Genomic DNA, 17,106 nt, shown 5'->3' on the forward strand with positions numbered 1-17,106 from the left:
GCTCGGCGGACGCGCGCCACGCTGGCACCCTCGCGTAGGGGCGATCGATGACGCGGCTCAGGAGGGGGGCGAGGACCTGCCCCACCGGGACCCCCCGCCCCGTCATCGCCATGATCAACCCGCCGGGGCACATCGCGCCGCTGTCGCTGCCATGCTCACCCCGCTGCTGAGCGTTGCTCATCGCATGTGATTACCGGTACGGCGGCCGGCGGTGAGCGGCAATGCCCCACGCGCGTCCGGGAGCCGTTTTCGCCGGTATCGGTTCACTTCGAGGGCTGGTCACCGTGGTCGTCCTGGAGCGTGCGACGACGTTCCTGTTCGCGCTTGGAGTAGGCGGCTGCCCGGATCGCCTCGTCGCTTTCCAAGCCTGATCCCAGCGCGCCGCCCACGGTGGCGACCGAAGCGACGAACCAGGACAACGTCCAGTACTCCTCGCTGTGCAGCGGGCTTTGTGTCGCGGAAGCGAACACCTGGTCGTTGAGGATGAACAGCGCCCACACCCAGTTGATGAGCATCAAAGCCACGTAGCAGACGAGCACCCCGATACCCACGGTCATGACCGTCGAGGTGTTGTAGAGCCGCGCCCTCTGCCTCGCCTCCGGCGAGCTCTCCGCTGACCGATGCCACAGATCTGCGTCCACGATCAGCCAGCCGATCATGAGCGCGACAGACCCGACCGTGGCGATCACGAGACGTGGCGTGCTCAGGGACGCGGCCAGGCTCCAGACGGTGGAGTTCACGGTGGCGACTGCTCCCGTGGCGAGTGCGGCCGCCAGGGCTTTGGACAAGCCCGGTACCAAGCGCCACGGCCGGTTGGCGCGGACCATGCCGAGGAGCACCCGCAGGTAACCGCGCGGCCCGCTGACGACGTACCGAAGATCGTCTGTCCCCTTCTCAAGCGGCTGACTTCGCGGAGGTCCTTCAGCCCCAGTGGTGTGCGGACCCGCCAAGCCGAGCACGGCTTCTTCGACGGCCCGCCGGGCCCTCGTCTGCAGCCGCAGGCCGCCCAGTGAAGGAAGAGAGAGCAGCGCCAAGCCGTGTGCGTGATTTAGATTCACGGCGAGCCTGCGCCCTTGTGAGTGCAGCGGAAGGTCGGTGAGGGCCACGACGATGTCCCAGTTCTCCGCACTCCCACGGTCCATGATCCGGCGCATCAAGGTGGGCGGGTCCTCCGTCCCGGAGGTGAAGGGCTCACTGACCACCTCGACGTCGAACCGTTGCCCCTGGTCCGACTTGTCGGCGAGCCGAGCAGAAAGTGTCCGGGCCATGCGCTGCGCGATCTCTGTCGGCGCGTCCGGATCCGCCAGGAGAGCCACGACCATAACGTCCTGAGACGACACCCGCATGCCTGGACCCTCCTCGCCGGCTGCCCCCGCGATCGCAAGTGCCCAGGATGCCCCTGAGGTAACGTCGACGCCGCGTGACACGCTGGCCTCCGCCAGGAGGTGCAGGCGGTACGGAGATCTCCTCGGTTCCCAGCACAGGGCCCGCTCCCACCACCTGGACACGACCGCGTGCGTCACCGCGAACCCCCGCTCGGTCTCGGCGCGCACCGCACGCCGCCCGCCGACCACCCCGCTCCGGTGTCCGGCCCGGGAGAGGGCGGGGTGGTCCGCGTCAACCGGCCCGGCCCTTGCTGCTGCCCCCCAGCCCTTCCCCGCACGCCCCTGCGAACTTCCCTGGCAGTCAAACACCTGGGCCTGGCAGGGCAATACAGGAAGGCTAATTGGGCCCGACATGCGCATGCGTTCACGCACCCCCGTCGGCCAGGCTGACTGGGAAGCCCAGGGGGCCGGGGGCCGTCCCGGCGTCCGCAGACGGAGGTTAGCTTCATGACCGTGATGTCCATCGCCAGGTTCGAAAGGTTCTTTCGCGCGGCCGCGGGGCTGGACGTCGACAAGAACGATCTCAAGCGCTACAGCGACTTCGTCGACGCCAAGCTCTACGATCTGCTGACCGCCGCCCAGGCCACCGCCAAGGCCAATGGGCGCGACGTCATTCGGACCTGTGACCTACCGATCACAAAAGGCCTGCAGGAGAGCATTCATCACTTCCGGAAGATCGACCAGGAAGTAGACCTCAAGCCGATCCTGGAGCAGCTCGCCACCCACCCCTCTCTGGACCGCACGCCCGACGAGGAGACCGAGGCGGCCTATCCGGACATCATCGGCGGGCTCAGCCTGGCCCTTGCCCAGAGCTTCAAGATCCTCCACCCCGACCTGAAGAACCCTCAGACCCAGCACTGGGACGAGGCCCGAGCCGTCTTCGACCTCCTGCTGTGAGTGGCGACCACCCCTGGACGTGGCCCGCCGCCGGGCCACGTCCGAGGTGTCGCCGAGAGCGGTCGTGACCTCCGCCGGCGGCGCTGCTAGGAGCAAACGGCGAGGGCGGGAAGGTGATCCGGAACTGGAGCCCAACGCTCCGCCGGCTCTCGGCAACCGGGACGCCGGCTCTCAACAACCGGGACGCCGGCTCTCGGCAACCGGGAGCCGGTTCTTTCATGGGCCGTTCTGGACGCCTCAGTCCGCGAGGTCGGCCCTGCCGAACAGGACCGCGTAACTGGAGGGGAGCTGACTGATGATCTGATTCAGTTCTCCGCCAGTGACAGCGTCGCCAACGGTGGTCAGGACCGCGCTGGCGTCCCACTGCGCCGTTCGCGGCCGGGCATGGGTGCGCTCGGCGACCCGGCGGTAGAACTCCTCGATGCCGAAGCTCCGCGCCTGTTGCGGTGTGGCATGGTCCAGAACTTGTCCCAGCGGGTCGGGCAGCTGGGATGCCAGGTCCTTGACCTCTCCCGGGCTGATCCGTTGGGCCAGCACTTCCAGGACGGCGTTGGTGATGTCCGCTGCTTCCTCCTGGTCGTTGTATTCGCCTCGCGCGCGCACATGGGCGAGGAATCCGTCGTATTTCATCGCTGCCTCCTGCCGCGGTCACCGCTGGTCATGGGGTCGCCCGGTATGCTGCCGAGCCGGCCGGCTCCGTCGGCCGACGCGTAGTTGCCGTTCTCCGGCCCGGCCGCGGTGCCGGACGTGTGTCCGGAACCGCGGCGTTCAGGTCTCAGCCCTTGCTCTCGGTGCTTTCACTCTTCTCGCTGATCTCGATGTGCCGGGGCTTTGCGACCTCGGCCTTGGGGACGGTGACGGTGAGCACCCCGTCCGAGATCCGCGCACTGACCTTTTCCGTGTCGACCTCTCCGGGCAGCCGCAGCCGGTATTCGAAGGATCCGGTGCGGCGGGTGCTTCGGCGCAGGACGCCTTTGCGCTCCTTCTCCTTGATCTCTCCGGTGACCACCAGCTCCTGGCCGTTCGCTTCGACGTTGATGTCCTTCTTCTTGACGCCGGGGAGTTCGATCTCGACGTGGAAGGCGTCGTCGGACTCCGTGACATCCGCCAGGGGTGTCCACGCGACTGCGGGCGCCGCGCCTCCCACCGTGGATTCCATCAGCCCGCTCATCTCGCTGAGCAGTTGGTCGAACTCCGTCAGCGGATTGCGTGCCCAGCCAACGGGCCTGTCCTGCATGGCGCCACCGCGGTGGCGCCGGACGGGCGTGGCCATTGCCATCGCCTCCTTCTCCTTCTCGTGATCTCGTCGCCCGCTGGGCGTCATGCGAGCCAAGCGGACTGTTTCGGACGGGTGTGCAGGGAGGTGTCGGTGCCGCCGGGCGCGGCCGTGTGACCCAGGTAGCGGTGCACGAAGTGGATGCTCATCGCGCCTTCGCCGACCGCGGAGGCCACACGCTTCACCGAGCCGCTGCGGAGGTCGCCGGCGGCGAAGACGCCGGGCAGGCTGGTCTCCAACGTCAGGCAGTCGCGGCCCTGGCTCTGCCACAGTTCGGGAACGGAGCAGGCCTGCGCCTCCGCGCCGGTGAGAACGAAGCCGCGCGCGTCGAGGGCGAGCGCGCCGGACAGCCAATCGGTGTGCGGGTCGGCGCCGGTGAAGACGAACAGGGCCCGCACCTCGAGGTGGTGATGCTCGCCCGTACGGTGGTCGACCACGGTGACCGCCTCCAGCGTCTTGTCGCCGAGTGCCTCGGTCACCTCGGTGCGCAGCAGCACGCGCACCCGGGGATGGCGCTCGACCTGATCGATCAGGTAGCGGGACATGTGCGCCTCGAGGCTCGGCCCACGGACGAGCAGATACACCTGCGGTGCGTACCCGGCCAGGAAGAGCACCGCCTGGCCCGCGGAGTTGCCGCCGCCGACCACCGCCACCGGGTCGGTACGGCACTGCTGGGCCTCGTAGACAGTCGCCGAGTAGTGGACGCTCGCGCCCTCCAACGGCTCGATGCCGGGCACACGGAGGCGGCGGTAACGGGCGCCGGCGGCCAGGACGACGCTACGAGCGGTGACCTCGCTGCCGTCAGCGAACCCGACGGCGTAGTGGCCGTCCCGCCGTTCGAGCCGGGCCGCCTCCACCGGGAAGCTGATCCGAGCGCCGAACTTTTCCGCCTGGAGCACGGCGCGCTCGGTGAGTTCGGCGCCGGAGATGCCGGAAGGAAAGCCGAGCAGATTCTCGATGCGGGACGACGTCCCGGCCTGACCGCCGGTGGCCAGCGCCTCGACCACGGTCGTGCCGAGGCCCTCCGAGGCGGCGTTCACCGCGGCGGCCAGGCCTGCCGGACCGGAGCCGACGATGAGGAGATCGCCGCGGCCGTTGCCCTGTTCCAGGGCCGGCAGGCCGATGAACCGGGCCAGTTCGGCGTTGCTCGGATTGCGCAGCAGGGTCGTGTCCCGCCAGATCACCAACGGCGTCTGCTCCGGACCGACCCCGAAGCGACGTAGCAGTGCCTCGGCCTCCTCGTCCGCCTCCAGATCGATCCAGCGGTGCGGCAGCCGGTTGCGGGCGGCGAACTCGCGCAGCCGCCGTGTGTCGGGCGAGTAGCGCGAGCCGATGATGCGGAAACCCGCGCCCTGCCCGACGAGCAGAGCACGGCGGCCCAGGCAGGCGCGCAGCACCACATCACCAAGGGCGGAGTCCCGGGTCACCAGGTCACGCAGCTGATCCATGGACAGGGCGAGGATCTCGCCGGGGTCCCTGACCACGGCGGTGTAGAAAGCCACCTGTCCGTTCAGGAGACCGAGTTCGCCGATGAAGCGGCCCGGGCCGTGCACACGCAGCAGGCGCTCGCCGGGCGCGCCGTAGCACTCGACGACGGCGAGCGAACCACTGAGGACGACGTAGAACATCTCGCACCGCTCCCCCTCCCGGATCAGCACGTCACCGGCGTCGACCGTGCGCTGCCGGCCCTGCTGCGCCAAGCGGGCGATCTGGTCGTCCGTGAGGCGGGGATAGGCGCCGTAGATGTCGGGGGTCTCGAAGGGGACGCTCTCCTCGGCCTCGGCCTGCACCGGCGCCGCGCCGGGCCGCGTCTCGTCGCCGGGCATCACACGAACGCCTCGTGGACGTAGCACCACCGCCAGTCCTCGCCGGGCTGGAACGACTGCACGATCGGATGGGCGTCGGCAGCTGCGTGCTTACGCGCGTGCTTGTTCGGTGAGGAGTCACAGCAGCCGACGTGGCCACAGGTCAGGCAGAGCCTGAGGTGGACCCACGGGGAGCCGAGCAGCAGACACTCCTGACACCCTTCCGGGGTCAGTGGCTGGACCGGCCGGACAAGCGCGAGGTGGGGGTCTGCGTGCAAGGTCATGTGGATCGCCCTTCCCGGGCCGTGATCGACTGCTCCACCCACCGCCGCAGGGCAGGGGCGGGTGCGGCACCCGCCTGCCGGGCGATGGTCTGTCCCTTGTCGAGGACCAGCAGAGTGGGTACCGCCTGGACCTCGAACCGCTGTGCCAGGCGCGGGTTCTTGTCGATGTCGACCTTGACCAGCTTGATCTTTCCTGCCAGGTCGGTGGCGACCTTCTCCAGTGCGGGGCTGACCATGCGGCAGGGGCCGCACCAGGTGGCCCAGAGGTCGACGACGACGGGCACGGTGGCCTGCTCGACGACCTCGGTGAAGTCGTCGTCGCCCGCCTCTGCTGTCCAGGGCAGCGGCTGCTTGCAGTTGCCGCACGTGGGGCGGCCCTCGGCGACGGCCGGCACCCGGTTGGGGCGCCCGCAGTGCGGGCAGGTGACGTTGGTGGCTTTCACGGTGCTCATGCCGCCCTCGCACCCCTCACGTCCCCGGGCTGGTCGTAGGTGACCACCAGTTCTCCGTGCTCGGTGTCGACGCGGACCGTCGCCCCGTCCTGGACGTCGCCGCGCAGCAGGGCGCGGCCGACGAGTGTCTCGACCTCGTGGGAGATGTAACGCCGCAGCGGCCTTGCCCCGTACACCGGGTCGTAGCCCTGGTGGGCGATCAACTCACGTGCAGCGTCGGTGAGTTCGACGGTGATGCGGCGTTCGGCGAGACGGCGGCGCAGTTCGTCGAACTGCAGCTCCACGATGCGCTCGGTCTGCCGCTCACCGAGCGGCTTGAAGAGCACGATGTCGTCGACGCGGTTGAGGAACTCCGGGCGGAAGTGCCCGCGCAGCTCGCCCATCACCAGGGCGTGGGCGTCCGGTTTGATCTCGCCCTCGGCGGTGGCGCCGTCGAGGAGGTGCTCCGAGCCGATGTTGGACGTCATGATGATCACGGTGTTGCGGAAGTCGACGGTGCGGCCCTGGGAGTCGGTGATGCGGCCGTCGTCGAGGATCTGCAGCAGGGTGTTGAAGACATCGGTGTGCGCCTTCTCGATCTCGTCGAACAGCACGACCGAGTACGGCTTGCGGCGTACGGCCTCGGTGAGCTGGCCGCCTTCCTCGTAGCCGACGTATCCAGGCGGTGCGCCCATGAGCCGGCTGACGGTGTGCCGCTCCTGGTACTCGCTCATGTCGAGGCGGACCATGTTCTCCTCGGTGTCGAACAGGGTCCGGGCGAGGGTCTTGGCCAGCTCGGTCTTCCCGACGCCGGTGGGGCCGAGGAAGATGAACGAGCCGATGGGGCGGCGCGGGTCGCGGATGCCGGAGCGGGCGCGGATGATGGCGTCGGCGACGAGTTTGACGGCCTCGTCCTGGCCGATGACGCGCTCGCGCAGGATCTCGTCGAGGCGCAGCAGCTTCTCGCGTTCGCCCTCCTGGAGGCGGGCGACGGGGATGCCGGTCCAGGCGGCGACGATCTCGGCGATCTCCTCCTCGGTGACGACCTCGCGCAGCAGGCGGTTCTGCCCCTGCTTGGCGGCCAGTTGCTGCTCCTCCGCGGCGAGTCGGCGCTCCAGGTCCTGGAGGCGGCCGTAACGGAGCTCGGCGGCGCGGTTGAGGTCGTAGGCGCGTTCGGCCTCCTCTGCCTCGTGTCGGACCTGTTCCAGTTCCTGGCGCAGCTCCTGCACGCGGCGGATCGCCTGCCGTTCGGCCTCCCACTGGGCGTGTTTGGCGTCGGCCTCGCCGCGCAGGTCGGCCAGTTCCTTGCGCAACTCCTCCAGACGGGACTTGCTGGCGGGGTCGGTCTCCTTGGACAGGGCCGCGTCCTCGATCTCCAGGCGGGTGACGCGACGGGTGATCTCGTCGAGTTCGGCGGGCATGGAGTCGATCTCGGTACGCAGCCGGGCGCAGGCCTCGTCGACGAGGTCGATGGCCTTGTCGGGCAGGAACCGGTCGGTGATGTAGCGGTGGGAGAGCGTCGCGGCCGCGACCAGCGAGGTGTCCTGAATCTTGACGCCGTGGAAGACCTCGAGGCGTTCGCGCAGGCCGCGCAGGATGGAGATGGTGTCCTCCATGCTGGGTTCGTCGACCAGGACCTGCTGGAAGCGGCGTTCGAGGGCGGCGTCCTTCTCGATGTGCTTGCGGTACTCGTCGAGGGTGGTGGCGCCGATCATGTGCAGTTCGCCGCGGGCGAGCATCGGCTTGAGCATGTTGCCCGCGTCCATGGCCCCTTCGGCGGCGCCCGCCCCGACGACGGTGTGCAGTTCGTCGAGGAAGAGCAGGATGCGCCCCTGGGCGGCCTTGACCTCGGACAGCACGGCCTTGAGGCGTTCCTCGAACTCGCCGCGGTACTTGGCTCCGGCGACCAGGGAGCCCATGTCCAGGGCGAACACGATCTTGTCCCGCAGGCCCTCGGGCACGTCGCCGCGGACGATGCGCTGGGCGAGACCTTCGACGATGGCGGTCTTGCCGACGCCGGGGTCGCCGATGAGGACGGGGTTGTTCTTGGACTTGCGGCTGAGGATCTGGGTGACGCGGCGGATCTCGGCGTCACGGCCGATGACGGGGTCCAGCCGTCCGGACCGAGCCTCGAGGACGAGGTCGCGGCCGTACTTCTCCAGTGCCTCGTAGGCCACCTCGGGGTTGGCGGACGTCACCCGCTGGTTGCCGCGGACCTTGGTGAGCATGCTCAGGAACGAATCCCGGGTCACGCCGTGCTCCTTGAGCAGCCGCCCGGCGGCGGTCGCCGAGCCCTCCTCCGCCAGGGCCAGCAGCAGGTGTTCCACGGACACGTACTCGTCCTTGAGGCGTTTGGCCTCCCGCTCGGCCGCGTCCAGCAGCCGGGCCAGGCGCTGGGTGACGAAGACCTGGCCCGGCGCCGCGCCCGGGCCGGTCACCCTGGGCCGCCGGGAGAGTTCCTCGCGTACGGCCGCGCGCAGATCCTCGGGTTCGGTGCCCGCCTGCTGCAGCAGCCGCGGGATTAGGCCCTCCTCCTGGTCGAGGAGGGCGAGCAGCAGATGCTCGCCGTCGACCTCGGTGTGGCCCAGGCGGCCGGCGGCGCTCTGCGCCTCCTGCAGGGCTTCCTGTGACTTCTGGGTCAGGCGGTTCATGTCCATGGCGGTAGATCACTCCTCATGCCTGCACGCCGCAGCGCGGCTTCGAGCAGGCTGATGCGGTCGAGCAGGTCGAGCACCAGACCGAGGGATGCGTAGTTCAGGCACAGCCCGGTGCGCAACCGCTGGACACGGGCCAGGGAAGCCGGGGCATTGGGGGCGAACACCAGCCGTCCCGAGGCGTCAGCGCCGGCGTCGACCAGTCCGAGGGCGACGAACCGGCGGATCAGGTCGGGATGGAGGCCTGAGCGGCGGGCGACGGTCTCCAATGAGAGCCCGGGCACGGGCACGATCGCGTACCGCGCGCGCACCTCGGTCTTGTGTGCGTGGGACGGGCGGGCCTCGGCGGGTCGATCACTCATCACGTCCTCCTGGGGTCGAACGAGGAGACAGCGGCAAGTTCCTCCAGCAGCTCGCGCTCCCGGTCGCTCAGCCGGGGCGGCACCATGATCCGCAGCTCCGCGTACAGGTCTCCGTTCGCGTCGCGCGGGCCCGGCATGCCCTCGCCGCGCAGCCGCAGACGCCGTCCGCTGGAGGACCCGGCGGGCACGGTCACCTTCGCCGTGGCACCGCTCGGCGTGGGCACCGGCACGGTCGCGCCCAGCGCGGCCTCCCAGGGGGTGACCGGAAGCTGCACGTACACGTCCCGGCCGTCGAGGCGGAATTGGGGGTCCGGCTGGATCCGCACCCGCAGATACAGATCCCCCGCGGAACCGTCGCCGCTGCCGCGGCCGCCCTCGCCCGCCAGCCGGATGCGTTGGCCGTCGGTGACGCCGGGCGGCACGTCCACCTCGTAGCGCCGCTGCCCTTCGGGCCCGGCGAGGGTGACGGCGCGGCGGCCTCCGCGGTAGGCCTCCTCGACGGTGAGCGGCAGTTCGGCCTCCTGGTCGGCTCCGGGGACACGCATCCGTCCGGCGCCCCCGAAGAACGAGCCGAACAGGTCGTCGACATCGACGCCCTCTGCGCCGAAGCCACTGGTGGCGTACCGGACCCGGGGGCCACCCCCGGTGGACCACCGGAAGCCGCTGCCGGCTCCCGCGCCGGCCCCAGCGGCGACCCGTTCCTCCCAGTCCTCCGGGACCTTCCGGAAGTCCTCGCCGAAGCGGTCGTAGCGGGCTCGCTGCTCCGGATCGGACAGGACGCTGAAGGCCTCGTTGATCTCCTTGAACCGCTCCTCCGCCTGGGGGTCCTTGTTGACGTCGGGGTGGTACCGGCGGGCCAGGGTGCGATAGGCCCGCTGGATCTCGTCCCGGTCGGCGGTGCGCGGAACACCGAGCGCCTCGTAGAAGTCGCGTGCCATGGCCGCTCACTCCCGCTTGGCGACGGTCACGGCGGCAGGCCGCAACTGCCGCTCGGCCTCCCCGTAACCGGGTCGGAGCACCTGGACCACGGTGTTCGGCTCGGCGTCGGGTTCCTGGACCACGCCGACCACCTCGTGCCGTGCCGGGTCGAACGGCACGCCGGTCTCCCCATGGCGCGGGTAGCCCAGCCGCTCCAGGACGTTCACGGCCTGGTCACGCACGGCCCGGACACCTTCGACGATCGCACCCGGGTCGGCGGCCGCGTGGCTCAGGGCGAGTTCCAGGTTGTCGATGACGGGCAGGAAGGCCGCAGCCGTACGGGCGCCTTCGACCGCGGCCTGTCCCTTCAACTCCCTGGCATGGCGTTTGCGCAGGTTGTCGAGGTCGGCCAAGGCGCGTCGCCAGCGGTCCTCGGCCTCGCGCAGCGCGGCCGCGTGTTCGCCGTCGGGTGCGGCGGTGCCGGTTGCGGCGTCGGGCCCCGGCTCGGCCTCTTCGGCCGGCGGTGCGGGCTGCGTAAGATCCCCGCGCGGCGGCTGGACGGCGCCTTCCGGCGGCGGGTCGGGCTCTCGGCCCCGGGGTGGGATGGGCATGGCGGACACCTCAGCCCTTGTCGAACTCGGCGTCGATCACATCGTCATCGCCCCCGGCGCCGCCCGGCGCGGCCCCGCCGGAACCGGATCCGTCCGGGGAGCCGGTGCCCGCCGCACCGCCCGCGGCGGCTCCCGCCTGGTGGGCCGCGAGCCCTGCGAAGACCTGCTGGAGTTCGGAGGTGAGCGGCCGGGCCTTGTCCGCCCCGACCTCGTTCTTGACCGCCTCGCGGGCCTCGGACACCAGCATCTCGGCGCGAGCCTTCTCGTGTGCGGGCGCGGCGTCGCCGAGCTCGCCGAGGCGCTTCTCGACCTGGTATGCGATGGCGTCCAGTTCGTTGCGGGCGTCTACCGCCTCGCGCAGGGCCTGGTCCTCGCCGCGGTTGCGGTCGGCCTCCTGGACCATCCGCTCGACCTCGGTGCGGTCGAGGTTGGAGCTCTCGCTGATGGTGATGCCCTGCTCCTTGCCGGTGTCCTTGTCCCGCGCGGTGACGTTGAGGATGCCGTTGGCGTCGATGTCGAAGATGACCTCGATCTGCGGCTCGCCGCGCGGCGCGGGGCGGATGTCGGTGAGCTGGAAGCGACCCAGGACCCGGTTGTCGGCGGCCCTCTCACGCTCGCCCTGCAGGACGACGACGTCGACGGCGGGCTGGTTGTCCTCGGCGGTGGAGAAGGTCTCGGAGCGGCGCACCGGGATGGTGGTGTTCCGCTCGATGATCTTCGTCATCACACCGCCGCGTGTCTCCACGCCCAGCGACAGCGGGGTGACATCGAGCAGCAGGACGTCCTTGACCTCGCCCTTGAGGACCCCGGCCTGGATCGCGGCGCCCATCGCCACGACCTCGTCGGGGTTGACGCTCATGTTGGGTTCCTTGCCCCCGGTCAGCCTCCGCACCAGGGCCTGGACGGCGGGGATGCGGGTGGAGCCGCCGACGAGGATGACCTCGTCGATGTCGTTGTCACTGACCTTGGCGTCGTCCATGGCCTGCCGCACCGGGCCCAGGCAGCGCTCCACCAGGTCGCCGGTGATCTGCTCGAACGTGGACCGCATGATCGTCGTGGTCAGATGCTTGGGCCCGGAGGCGTCGGCGGTGATGAACGGCAGGCTGACCTGTGTCTGGGTCACCGAGCTGAGCTCGGTCTTGGCCTTCTCGGCCGCCTCGAACAGGCGTTGCAGTGCCTGTGAGTCCTGGCGCAGGTCGATGCCGTTGTCCTTCTGGAAGCCGTCGGCGAGCTGGTCGACGAGCCGGCGGTCGAAGTCGTCGCCGCCCAGATGGCTGTCGCCCGCCGTGGACCGTACCTCCACCACACCGTCGCCGACGTCGAGGATGCTGACGTCGAAGGTGCCGCCGCCCAGGTCGAAGACGAGCACCGTCTCGTGCTCCTTCTTGTCCATGCCGTAGGCGAGGGCGGCCGCGGTCGGCTCGTTGATGATCCGCAGCACCTCCAGGCCGGCGATCCGTCCGGCGTCCTTGGTGGCGGTGCGCTGGGCGTCGTTGAAGTAGGCGGGCACCGTGATGACCGCCTCCGTGACCCGCTCCCCGAGCTGCTTGGAGGCGTCGTCGGCGAGCTTGCGCAACACCTGCGCGCTGATCTCCTCAGGTGCGTAGAGCTTGTCGCGCACCTTGAAGCGGGCCGCGCCGCCATCTCCCTCGACCACGTCGTACGCGACGGCCTTGGCCTCTTCGGAGATCTCGTCGAAGTGCCGGCCGATGAACCGCTTGGCCGAGTAGATCGTGCCCTTGGGGTTGAGGATCGCCTGGCGGCGGGCCAGCTGGCCCACCAGGCGCTCGCCGGTGTCGGTGAAGGCCACCACGGACGGTGTCGTGCGGTTGCCCTCGCTGTTGGGTACGACCGTCGGCTCGCCGCCCTCCCAGACGGCGATCACCGAGTTGGTCGTGCCCAGGTCGATGCCTACTGCCTTGGCCATGGGAACTCCTTCCGCGACGGGCGGTCTCCGTTTCGCCCACGGAGTCGCGCCCGTTTTCCGCACTCGCTCAGGTGACGGCGGGACCGCTCTGCGGGCGGCTGCCCTTCCATGCCCTGCTGCTCGTGCCGGGACCGGTCCCGCTGGGCAGCTCGGCCAGCAGCCGCACCGCCTCGTCGGCGACCGCGTCGTCGGCGACGACGTCGTACCGGCTGGGCTGCATGAAGCTCACCGAGGCGAAGTCCCGGCGGCCTCGCTGGGCCGCGTGCACCAGCAGGCCGAGCAGCGCCCCGACGAGTGCTCCGAAAACCAGCCCGTACAAGGCGAGGAGCAGGCCCGACACGACCGGATCCAGCCAGTTCAGCAGCCCGAAGATCCATCCGATCAGTCCGCCGGGCAGGGCACCGCTCGCCGCGCCGTGCAGGGCGGCACCGCCAGGTCGCATGCGGCCGGTCACCTGCTCGACGAGTCGCACGTCCTGGCCGATGATGGCCACCCTCTCGACAGGAAAGCCCTGATCGGAGAGGTGATCGACGGCGCGTTCCGCCTCCTGGTAGATCGTGTACGAAGCGACGGTCCTGCGGGCCCGCTCGTTCATCAGCCAGTCCTTCCTGCCACGGTCCCCGGGGCACCGGCGATCGCTGACGAGCCCAGCGTGGCAACAGAGCAGCGGGCTTCGCCTGCACCCGGCAGGTCAGAAAACGGCGCACTCGATCGGTCCATGAGAACAAGGCGAAATCCACACAAGCCGGCTGGCCGTGCCTAGGCTGAGAGCTCAGGGGGCGCCCACGCGTGGATCCCACGACTCGCTCGATCGCCTCCGACGAACCGGAGGAGAACGGAGTCATCTATGGCCGGCCATCCGTCACGGAGGCTGCCCCCTCACGTCTCCGACCAGGAAGCGACCCGCCACCCGGGCAACACCGGGGGTACCGAACGGGACGACCCCCATCCGCTCGCGGCGCTGGACCCGCACGGGCTGCTGGTGCTGTCCCACACCCTGTTCACCTGCGCGGAACAGGGTGAGATCGTACGGTTGGCCATGCGGCACGTCAGTGCCCTCGGCCCCTACCACGCCGAGGCCGGATACCTCGCGACGGGCGACGGCCTGTCCCGCGTCTCCGGCCACGACGCGGGAGCGCCGGCGGTCGACGACGCACAGATGAAGGAGCTGGGCGAGGCAGACGGCTCCGTATCCCTTCCGGAGCGGTCCTGGAACCGGGCGTACGGCCTGCGCGGGACCGACGGTCTGCTGGGCTACCTCCTGGTCTCCTCCCACTCCGGGCCCGACGAGCAGGGGCACTTCCTCCTCACGAGCCTCGTGGGGCTCACAGCCGCGGCCCTGTCCCTGGCGGCCACGCGTGCCACGCAGCACGAGAACGCCGGCGAACTGAGCCGGCTCCGCACCGAACGGGACATCGCACTGCGGCGCCTGGACACCATGCGCTCCACCCTGCACTTGCAGAGGACCGTGCACGAGACCCTGGCGCGTGTCGCCGCCCGGGGCGGCGGCGAGGACGCCATCACCCAAGCGCTGTACGAGCTCACCGGGCTGTCGGCGCTCGTCGAGGACCGGTTCGGCAACCTGAGGTCCTGGGCCGGTCCCGACCGGCCCGAGCCCTATCCGGTGCGGTCCTCGGCCCACCAGGAAGAGATGCTGCGGCAGGTCGCGCGCGAGGCGGGCCCGGTCAGGGTCAAGGACCGGCTGGTCGCCCTGGCCCGGCCGCGCGGCAACCTCCTCGGCGTCCTCGCCCTCGAGGACCCCGGGGCGACGGCCGACGAGCAGACCGTGTTCGTCTTGGATCACGCCCAGCGGTCGCTCGCCCAGGAGCTCATGCACATGCGCGAACTCACCGAGGTCGAACTGCGGCTGCGCCGCCAGCTGATCGACGACCTGCTGGAGGGCACTGACGAGACGAGCGCCTACGCCCGGGCCGAAGCCGTCGGCCACGACCTGCAACGTACCCATTACGTGGTCGTGGTGCACTGGCCGGGCAACGCCGCGGACGACTCCTTCACTCGTGCCGTCGAGCAAGCGACGGCCGCCGCGGCGACCCGTCCGCTGATCACCCGCCGCGGCGACCGGGTAGTCCTGCTGACCGAAGCAAGGCCTGACGACGATGCTGTGCACGCGGCGCTGACCCAGGAGCTGGGGACGCCCGACGGAGCGATCGGAGTGAGCACCGGCTGCGACTCCCCGGACGGCGTTCCCCGCTGCTATCAGGAGGCACTGCGGGCCCTGGAGGTACGGCAGAACTCCCGCCAGGGCAGCGGGACGACGTTCTTCGACGACCTCGGGCTGTACCGGATCCTGGGGCCCGGCAACGATCTCCGTGAGCTAGAAGGCTTTGTGCGAGAGTGGCTCGGCGAGCTGATCGACTACGACGCAGGGCACGATACGGAGTTGGTGGAGACGCTCTCGCGCTACTTCGACTGCGGAGGCAACTACGACGATGCGGCCGCCGCGCTGACGGTCCACCGCAGCACCCTGCGCTACCGGCTGCAGCGCATCCGTGAGATCAGCGACCGCGACCTGGCGGATGTGGACACCCGGCTCAATCTGCAGGTGGCAACGCGCGTCTGGAAGATCATCCTGCATGGGCGGCGCTGACCGCGAAGACCCCGCCCCGGACCGGAAAAATGTCGCCCCTGAAGGGAGAGCCGGCCGTGAGGCCCCAGCGTGTGCAGCGGTCCGTGTCCGTGGACGCCTGTGATGAGGAGCTGGCCCGTGTGGAGGTGGAGAACGCCCAGTTGCGGCACGCGGTCAGCTCCCATGCCACGGTCGATCAGGCCATCGGTGTTCTCGTCGCGGTCCACAAGATCGCGCCTGAGGCGGGGTTCGTGGTGCTGCGGGAGGTGTCGCAGCACACCGACGTCAAGCTGCACACGGTCGCCGAGGCGATGATCGGCTGGGCTTTGGGCGAGCCGCTGCCGGATCCTTTGGGGCAGGCGCTCGGGGCGGCGCTCGAGCGGTCAGGCCGTGCACACGGCCGATTCGGCTGACCCGGTCAGTCGGCCAGGGCCTGTTCGACGGTCGGGAGGCAGGCGATGAGGGTGTCGACGCCGACCAGCTGCAGCACGTGCAGGACGGGCTCCTGCGCCCCCACGATGCGGACCCATCCGCCTGACCCGCTCACCCGCCGGTGAGTGCGGACGAAGACGTTGATGCCGCTGGAGTCCATGAAGGTGACCTCGCTGAGGTCTGCGACGATCCGCTCCGGAGCGACGCCCTGCTCGCCGCGCAGGGCTGCGCCGAGTCGCTCCTTGACGTCATGATCGATCTCGCCCCGAAGGGCGACCACACGGACCCCCTCCACCATGCGGTCCTCGGCATGAAACCGGGCCGGCCGGTCCGCGTTCTCGATGTGGCTCACCGTCTCCTCGCCTACGTTCAAGCCCACGGCGTGGGGCCGCGAAGTCGATTCTGCCCCGTCCCCGCAGGCGGATGCACGGGTGGGCGAGCCTACAATTCGCAAGCTTTGCCAGAGCAGCCCCAAGGACATGCACGGCGGGGGTACGGGGTACGGGGCGCGGGCGGGAAGCGAGGACGACGAGAGCAGTGGGATCTCAAGCCGATGACGGCGACTGTGGAGGGCCAGACGGGTACCTGATGCGGGCCGGCTACGCCCTGACCGGGGACGGTGGCTGCATCGCAGACGCCCGCCACCACGCCGCCGCCTTCCTCGACCAGGCCCACGCCGCTCACCATCTGTCCGTGACGGCCCGCGCGAGGGACCTCACGCAGTTGGTCGTCAGCGAACTGGTCACCAACGCCCGGAAGTACGCTCCCGGCCCGGTCCTGATGGAACTGCGCGTCAGCGCCCGCGCCGTGGACGTCGTCGTGTGGGACAGCGACCCCACGGTCCCCGGCGCCCGCAGCGCCGATCCCGGCCGGGTCGGCCAGCACGGTCTGGAGATCGTCAAGGCGGTCAGCGAGGAACTGTTCATGGAGCAGGAACCGGTCGGCAAGCGCATCACGGCCCGCATCGCCCTGTCCGACACCGACACCGACACCGACCCCGGCCTGCCGCCCGTCTCGCACGGCTCCCGGAGCCCGCAAGGCTGCTGAGCGCTCCCATGGGCGGCCCGACGGTTCACCCCGCAGGCCTCGTGGGCGATCAAGGAAGAGGGGTCCGGCGCAGGCCGCTGTGCGGGGCAGAAGTGGCGGGTGCCCTCACAGCAGTGCCTGTTTCCCCGGTCATCACGCTGCCGCTCCTTCCGCTGCCCACTCCAGCCCGAGGCCGGCCAGCACCTGGAGCTTTTCGGCGGTGAGCTGTCCAGGAGCGGTTGTTGTGATCAATAGCGGGTGGGCTGGCCTGGACTGATCAAGTTGGTGTGGAAGGCGCGGTGATGTGGCGCGAGGGGCTGGGGTGGTCTGCGCGAGTGCGGGGGCGGATCTTGGTGTGTGGTCTGATCTGGGCTATTCCAGGTAGCAGGCGGTTGTGATCAGTCGTCTTGGTGGCGGCCGGTAGTGTTGTCCGATGATCACCGATCCGAAACTCCAGCTGACCATCGACTGTGCCGAGCCGGAGCGACTCGCGGCGTTCTGGGCCGCAGCG

At 70.0% G+C, this 17,106-nt stretch carries 17 protein-coding genes; 4 read left to right on the plus strand and 13 right to left on the minus strand.

Features of this window, described 5'->3' with window-relative positions; all coding sequences use genetic code 11:
- Window positions 1–263: 263 nt before the first annotated feature.
- Window positions 264–1,346 carry a hypothetical protein gene (locus tag ACN6LD_RS35990; protein WP_445045357.1) on the minus strand — a complete coding sequence of 361 codons (1,083 nt, stop codon included), beginning with the start codon at window positions 1,344–1,346 and terminating at the stop codon, window positions 264–266.
- Between the two features lie 486 nt (window positions 1,347–1,832).
- Here ACN6LD_RS35990 and ACN6LD_RS35995 point away from each other — a divergent pair, with 486 nt between their 5' ends.
- Window positions 1,833–2,282 (plus strand): DUF1931 family protein, encoded by a 450-nt coding sequence (locus tag ACN6LD_RS35995; RefSeq protein ID WP_319189660.1) that lies wholly within the window; start codon window positions 1,833–1,835, stop codon window positions 2,280–2,282.
- Between the two features lie 237 nt (window positions 2,283–2,519).
- Here ACN6LD_RS35995 and ACN6LD_RS36000 read toward each other — a convergent pair whose 3' ends face one another.
- The 11 genes from ACN6LD_RS36000 to ACN6LD_RS36050 form a co-directional block, all read right to left on the minus strand.
- Window positions 2,520–2,912: a DUF2267 domain-containing protein gene (locus tag ACN6LD_RS36000; protein ID WP_445045343.1), complete on the minus strand. Its 393-nt coding sequence runs from the start codon at window positions 2,910–2,912 to the stop codon at window positions 2,520–2,522.
- Between the two features lie 145 nt (window positions 2,913–3,057).
- Window positions 3,058–3,555, minus strand: a complete 498-nt coding sequence (locus ACN6LD_RS36005; RefSeq protein ID WP_445045344.1) for an Hsp20/alpha crystallin family protein — start codon at window positions 3,553–3,555, stop codon at window positions 3,058–3,060.
- 47 nt (window positions 3,556–3,602) lie between these two features.
- Window positions 3,603–5,384 carry an FAD-dependent oxidoreductase gene (locus ACN6LD_RS36010; RefSeq protein WP_445045345.1) on the minus strand — a complete coding sequence of 594 codons (1,782 nt, stop codon included), beginning with the start codon at window positions 5,382–5,384 and terminating at the stop codon, window positions 3,603–3,605.
- Window positions 5,384–5,647: a UBP-type zinc finger domain-containing protein gene (locus ACN6LD_RS36015; protein ID WP_020123227.1), complete on the minus strand. Its 264-nt coding sequence runs from the start codon at window positions 5,645–5,647 to the stop codon at window positions 5,384–5,386. Before ACN6LD_RS36015 ends, ACN6LD_RS36010 begins: the two co-directional genes overlap by 1 nt.
- Window positions 5,644–6,099, minus strand: a complete 456-nt coding sequence (gene trxA, locus ACN6LD_RS36020) for a thioredoxin (RefSeq protein ID WP_445045346.1) — start codon at window positions 6,097–6,099, stop codon at window positions 5,644–5,646. Before trxA ends, ACN6LD_RS36015 begins: the two co-directional genes overlap by 4 nt.
- Entirely contained in the window at window positions 6,096–8,735 is a 2,640-nt protein-coding gene (clpB, locus tag ACN6LD_RS36025; RefSeq protein WP_445045347.1) for an ATP-dependent chaperone ClpB, read from the minus strand. The genes trxA and clpB overlap by 4 nt, the downstream gene beginning before the upstream one ends.
- Window positions 8,726–9,094 carry a chaperone modulator CbpM gene (locus ACN6LD_RS36030; RefSeq protein ID WP_319189647.1) on the minus strand — a complete coding sequence of 123 codons (369 nt, stop codon included), beginning with the start codon at window positions 9,092–9,094 and terminating at the stop codon, window positions 8,726–8,728. The genes clpB and ACN6LD_RS36030 overlap by 10 nt, the downstream gene beginning before the upstream one ends.
- Window positions 9,094–10,032 (minus strand): DnaJ C-terminal domain-containing protein, encoded by a 939-nt coding sequence (locus ACN6LD_RS36035; RefSeq protein ID WP_445045348.1) that lies wholly within the window; start codon window positions 10,030–10,032, stop codon window positions 9,094–9,096. The genes ACN6LD_RS36030 and ACN6LD_RS36035 overlap by 1 nt, the downstream gene beginning before the upstream one ends.
- 6 nt (window positions 10,033–10,038) lie before the next feature.
- Window positions 10,039–10,623 (minus strand): nucleotide exchange factor GrpE, encoded by a 585-nt coding sequence (locus tag ACN6LD_RS36040; RefSeq protein WP_319189643.1) that lies wholly within the window; start codon window positions 10,621–10,623, stop codon window positions 10,039–10,041.
- 10 nt (window positions 10,624–10,633) lie between these two features.
- Window positions 10,634–12,550 carry a molecular chaperone DnaK gene (gene dnaK, locus ACN6LD_RS36045; RefSeq protein WP_445045349.1) on the minus strand — a complete coding sequence of 639 codons (1,917 nt, stop codon included), beginning with the start codon at window positions 12,548–12,550 and terminating at the stop codon, window positions 10,634–10,636.
- A 67-nt stretch (window positions 12,551–12,617) separates the two neighbouring features.
- Complete coding sequence (locus tag ACN6LD_RS36050) at window positions 12,618–13,145, minus strand: general stress protein (protein ID WP_445045350.1); 528 nt, start codon at window positions 13,143–13,145, stop codon at window positions 12,618–12,620.
- A gap of 252 nt (window positions 13,146–13,397) precedes the next feature.
- Between ACN6LD_RS36050 and ACN6LD_RS36055 the strand changes: the two genes are divergently transcribed.
- The gene (locus tag ACN6LD_RS36055) at window positions 13,398–15,158 is read left to right on the plus strand and encodes a PucR family transcriptional regulator (protein WP_445045351.1); all 1,761 of its coding nucleotides are present in this window, start codon (window positions 13,398–13,400) and stop codon (window positions 15,156–15,158) included.
- Window positions 15,159–15,277: 119 nt separating this feature from the next.
- On the plus strand, window positions 15,278–15,550 hold the full coding sequence (locus ACN6LD_RS36060) for an ANTAR domain-containing protein (RefSeq protein WP_319189636.1): 273 nt from the start codon (window positions 15,278–15,280) through the stop codon (window positions 15,548–15,550).
- Between the two features lie 5 nt (window positions 15,551–15,555).
- Here ACN6LD_RS36060 and ACN6LD_RS36065 read toward each other — a convergent pair whose 3' ends face one another.
- On the minus strand, window positions 15,556–15,948 hold the full coding sequence (locus ACN6LD_RS36065) for an STAS domain-containing protein (RefSeq protein WP_445045352.1): 393 nt from the start codon (window positions 15,946–15,948) through the stop codon (window positions 15,556–15,558).
- A 209-nt stretch (window positions 15,949–16,157) separates the two neighbouring features.
- Between ACN6LD_RS36065 and ACN6LD_RS36070 the strand changes: the two genes are divergently transcribed.
- Window positions 16,158–16,616, plus strand: a complete 459-nt coding sequence (locus ACN6LD_RS36070) for an ATP-binding protein (RefSeq protein WP_445045353.1) — start codon at window positions 16,158–16,160, stop codon at window positions 16,614–16,616.
- Window positions 16,617–17,106: the final 490 nt, after the last annotated feature.

Source organism: Streptomyces sp. SAS_272, from assembly GCF_052543235.1.

Coding starts and splice junctions, on each gene's coding strand:
- ACN6LD_RS36055 (WP_445045351.1), top strand. CDS start 13,398: ATGGCCGGCCATCCGTCACGGAGGCTGCCCCCTCACGTCTCCGACCAG.
- clpB (WP_445045347.1), bottom strand. CDS start 8,735: ATGGACATGAACCGCCTGACCCAGAAGTCACAGGAAGCCCTGCAGGAG.
- ACN6LD_RS36000 (WP_445045343.1), bottom strand. CDS start 2,912: ATGAAATACGACGGATTCCTCGCCCATGTGCGCGCGCGAGGCGAATAC.
- ACN6LD_RS36035 (WP_445045348.1), bottom strand. CDS start 10,032: ATGGCACGCGACTTCTACGAGGCGCTCGGTGTTCCGCGCACCGCCGAC.
- ACN6LD_RS36005 (WP_445045344.1), bottom strand. CDS start 3,555: ATGGCCACGCCCGTCCGGCGCCACCGCGGTGGCGCCATGCAGGACAGG.
- ACN6LD_RS36040 (WP_319189643.1), bottom strand. CDS start 10,623: ATGCCCATCCCACCCCGGGGCCGAGAGCCCGACCCGCCGCCGGAAGGC.
- trxA (WP_445045346.1), bottom strand. CDS start 6,099: ATGAGCACCGTGAAAGCCACCAACGTCACCTGCCCGCACTGCGGGCGC.
- ACN6LD_RS36050 (WP_445045350.1), bottom strand. CDS start 13,145: ATGAACGAGCGGGCCCGCAGGACCGTCGCTTCGTACACGATCTACCAG.
- ACN6LD_RS36070 (WP_445045353.1), top strand. CDS start 16,158: ATGCGGGCCGGCTACGCCCTGACCGGGGACGGTGGCTGCATCGCAGAC.
- dnaK (WP_445045349.1), bottom strand. CDS start 12,550: ATGGCCAAGGCAGTAGGCATCGACCTGGGCACGACCAACTCGGTGATC.
- ACN6LD_RS36015 (WP_020123227.1), bottom strand. CDS start 5,647: ATGACCTTGCACGCAGACCCCCACCTCGCGCTTGTCCGGCCGGTCCAG.
- ACN6LD_RS35995 (WP_319189660.1), top strand. CDS start 1,833: ATGACCGTGATGTCCATCGCCAGGTTCGAAAGGTTCTTTCGCGCGGCC.
- ACN6LD_RS35990 (WP_445045357.1), bottom strand. CDS start 1,346: ATGCGGGTGTCGTCTCAGGACGTTATGGTCGTGGCTCTCCTGGCGGAT.
- ACN6LD_RS36030 (WP_319189647.1), bottom strand. CDS start 9,094: ATGAGTGATCGACCCGCCGAGGCCCGCCCGTCCCACGCACACAAGACC.
- ACN6LD_RS36010 (WP_445045345.1), bottom strand. CDS start 5,384: ATGCCCGGCGACGAGACGCGGCCCGGCGCGGCGCCGGTGCAGGCCGAG.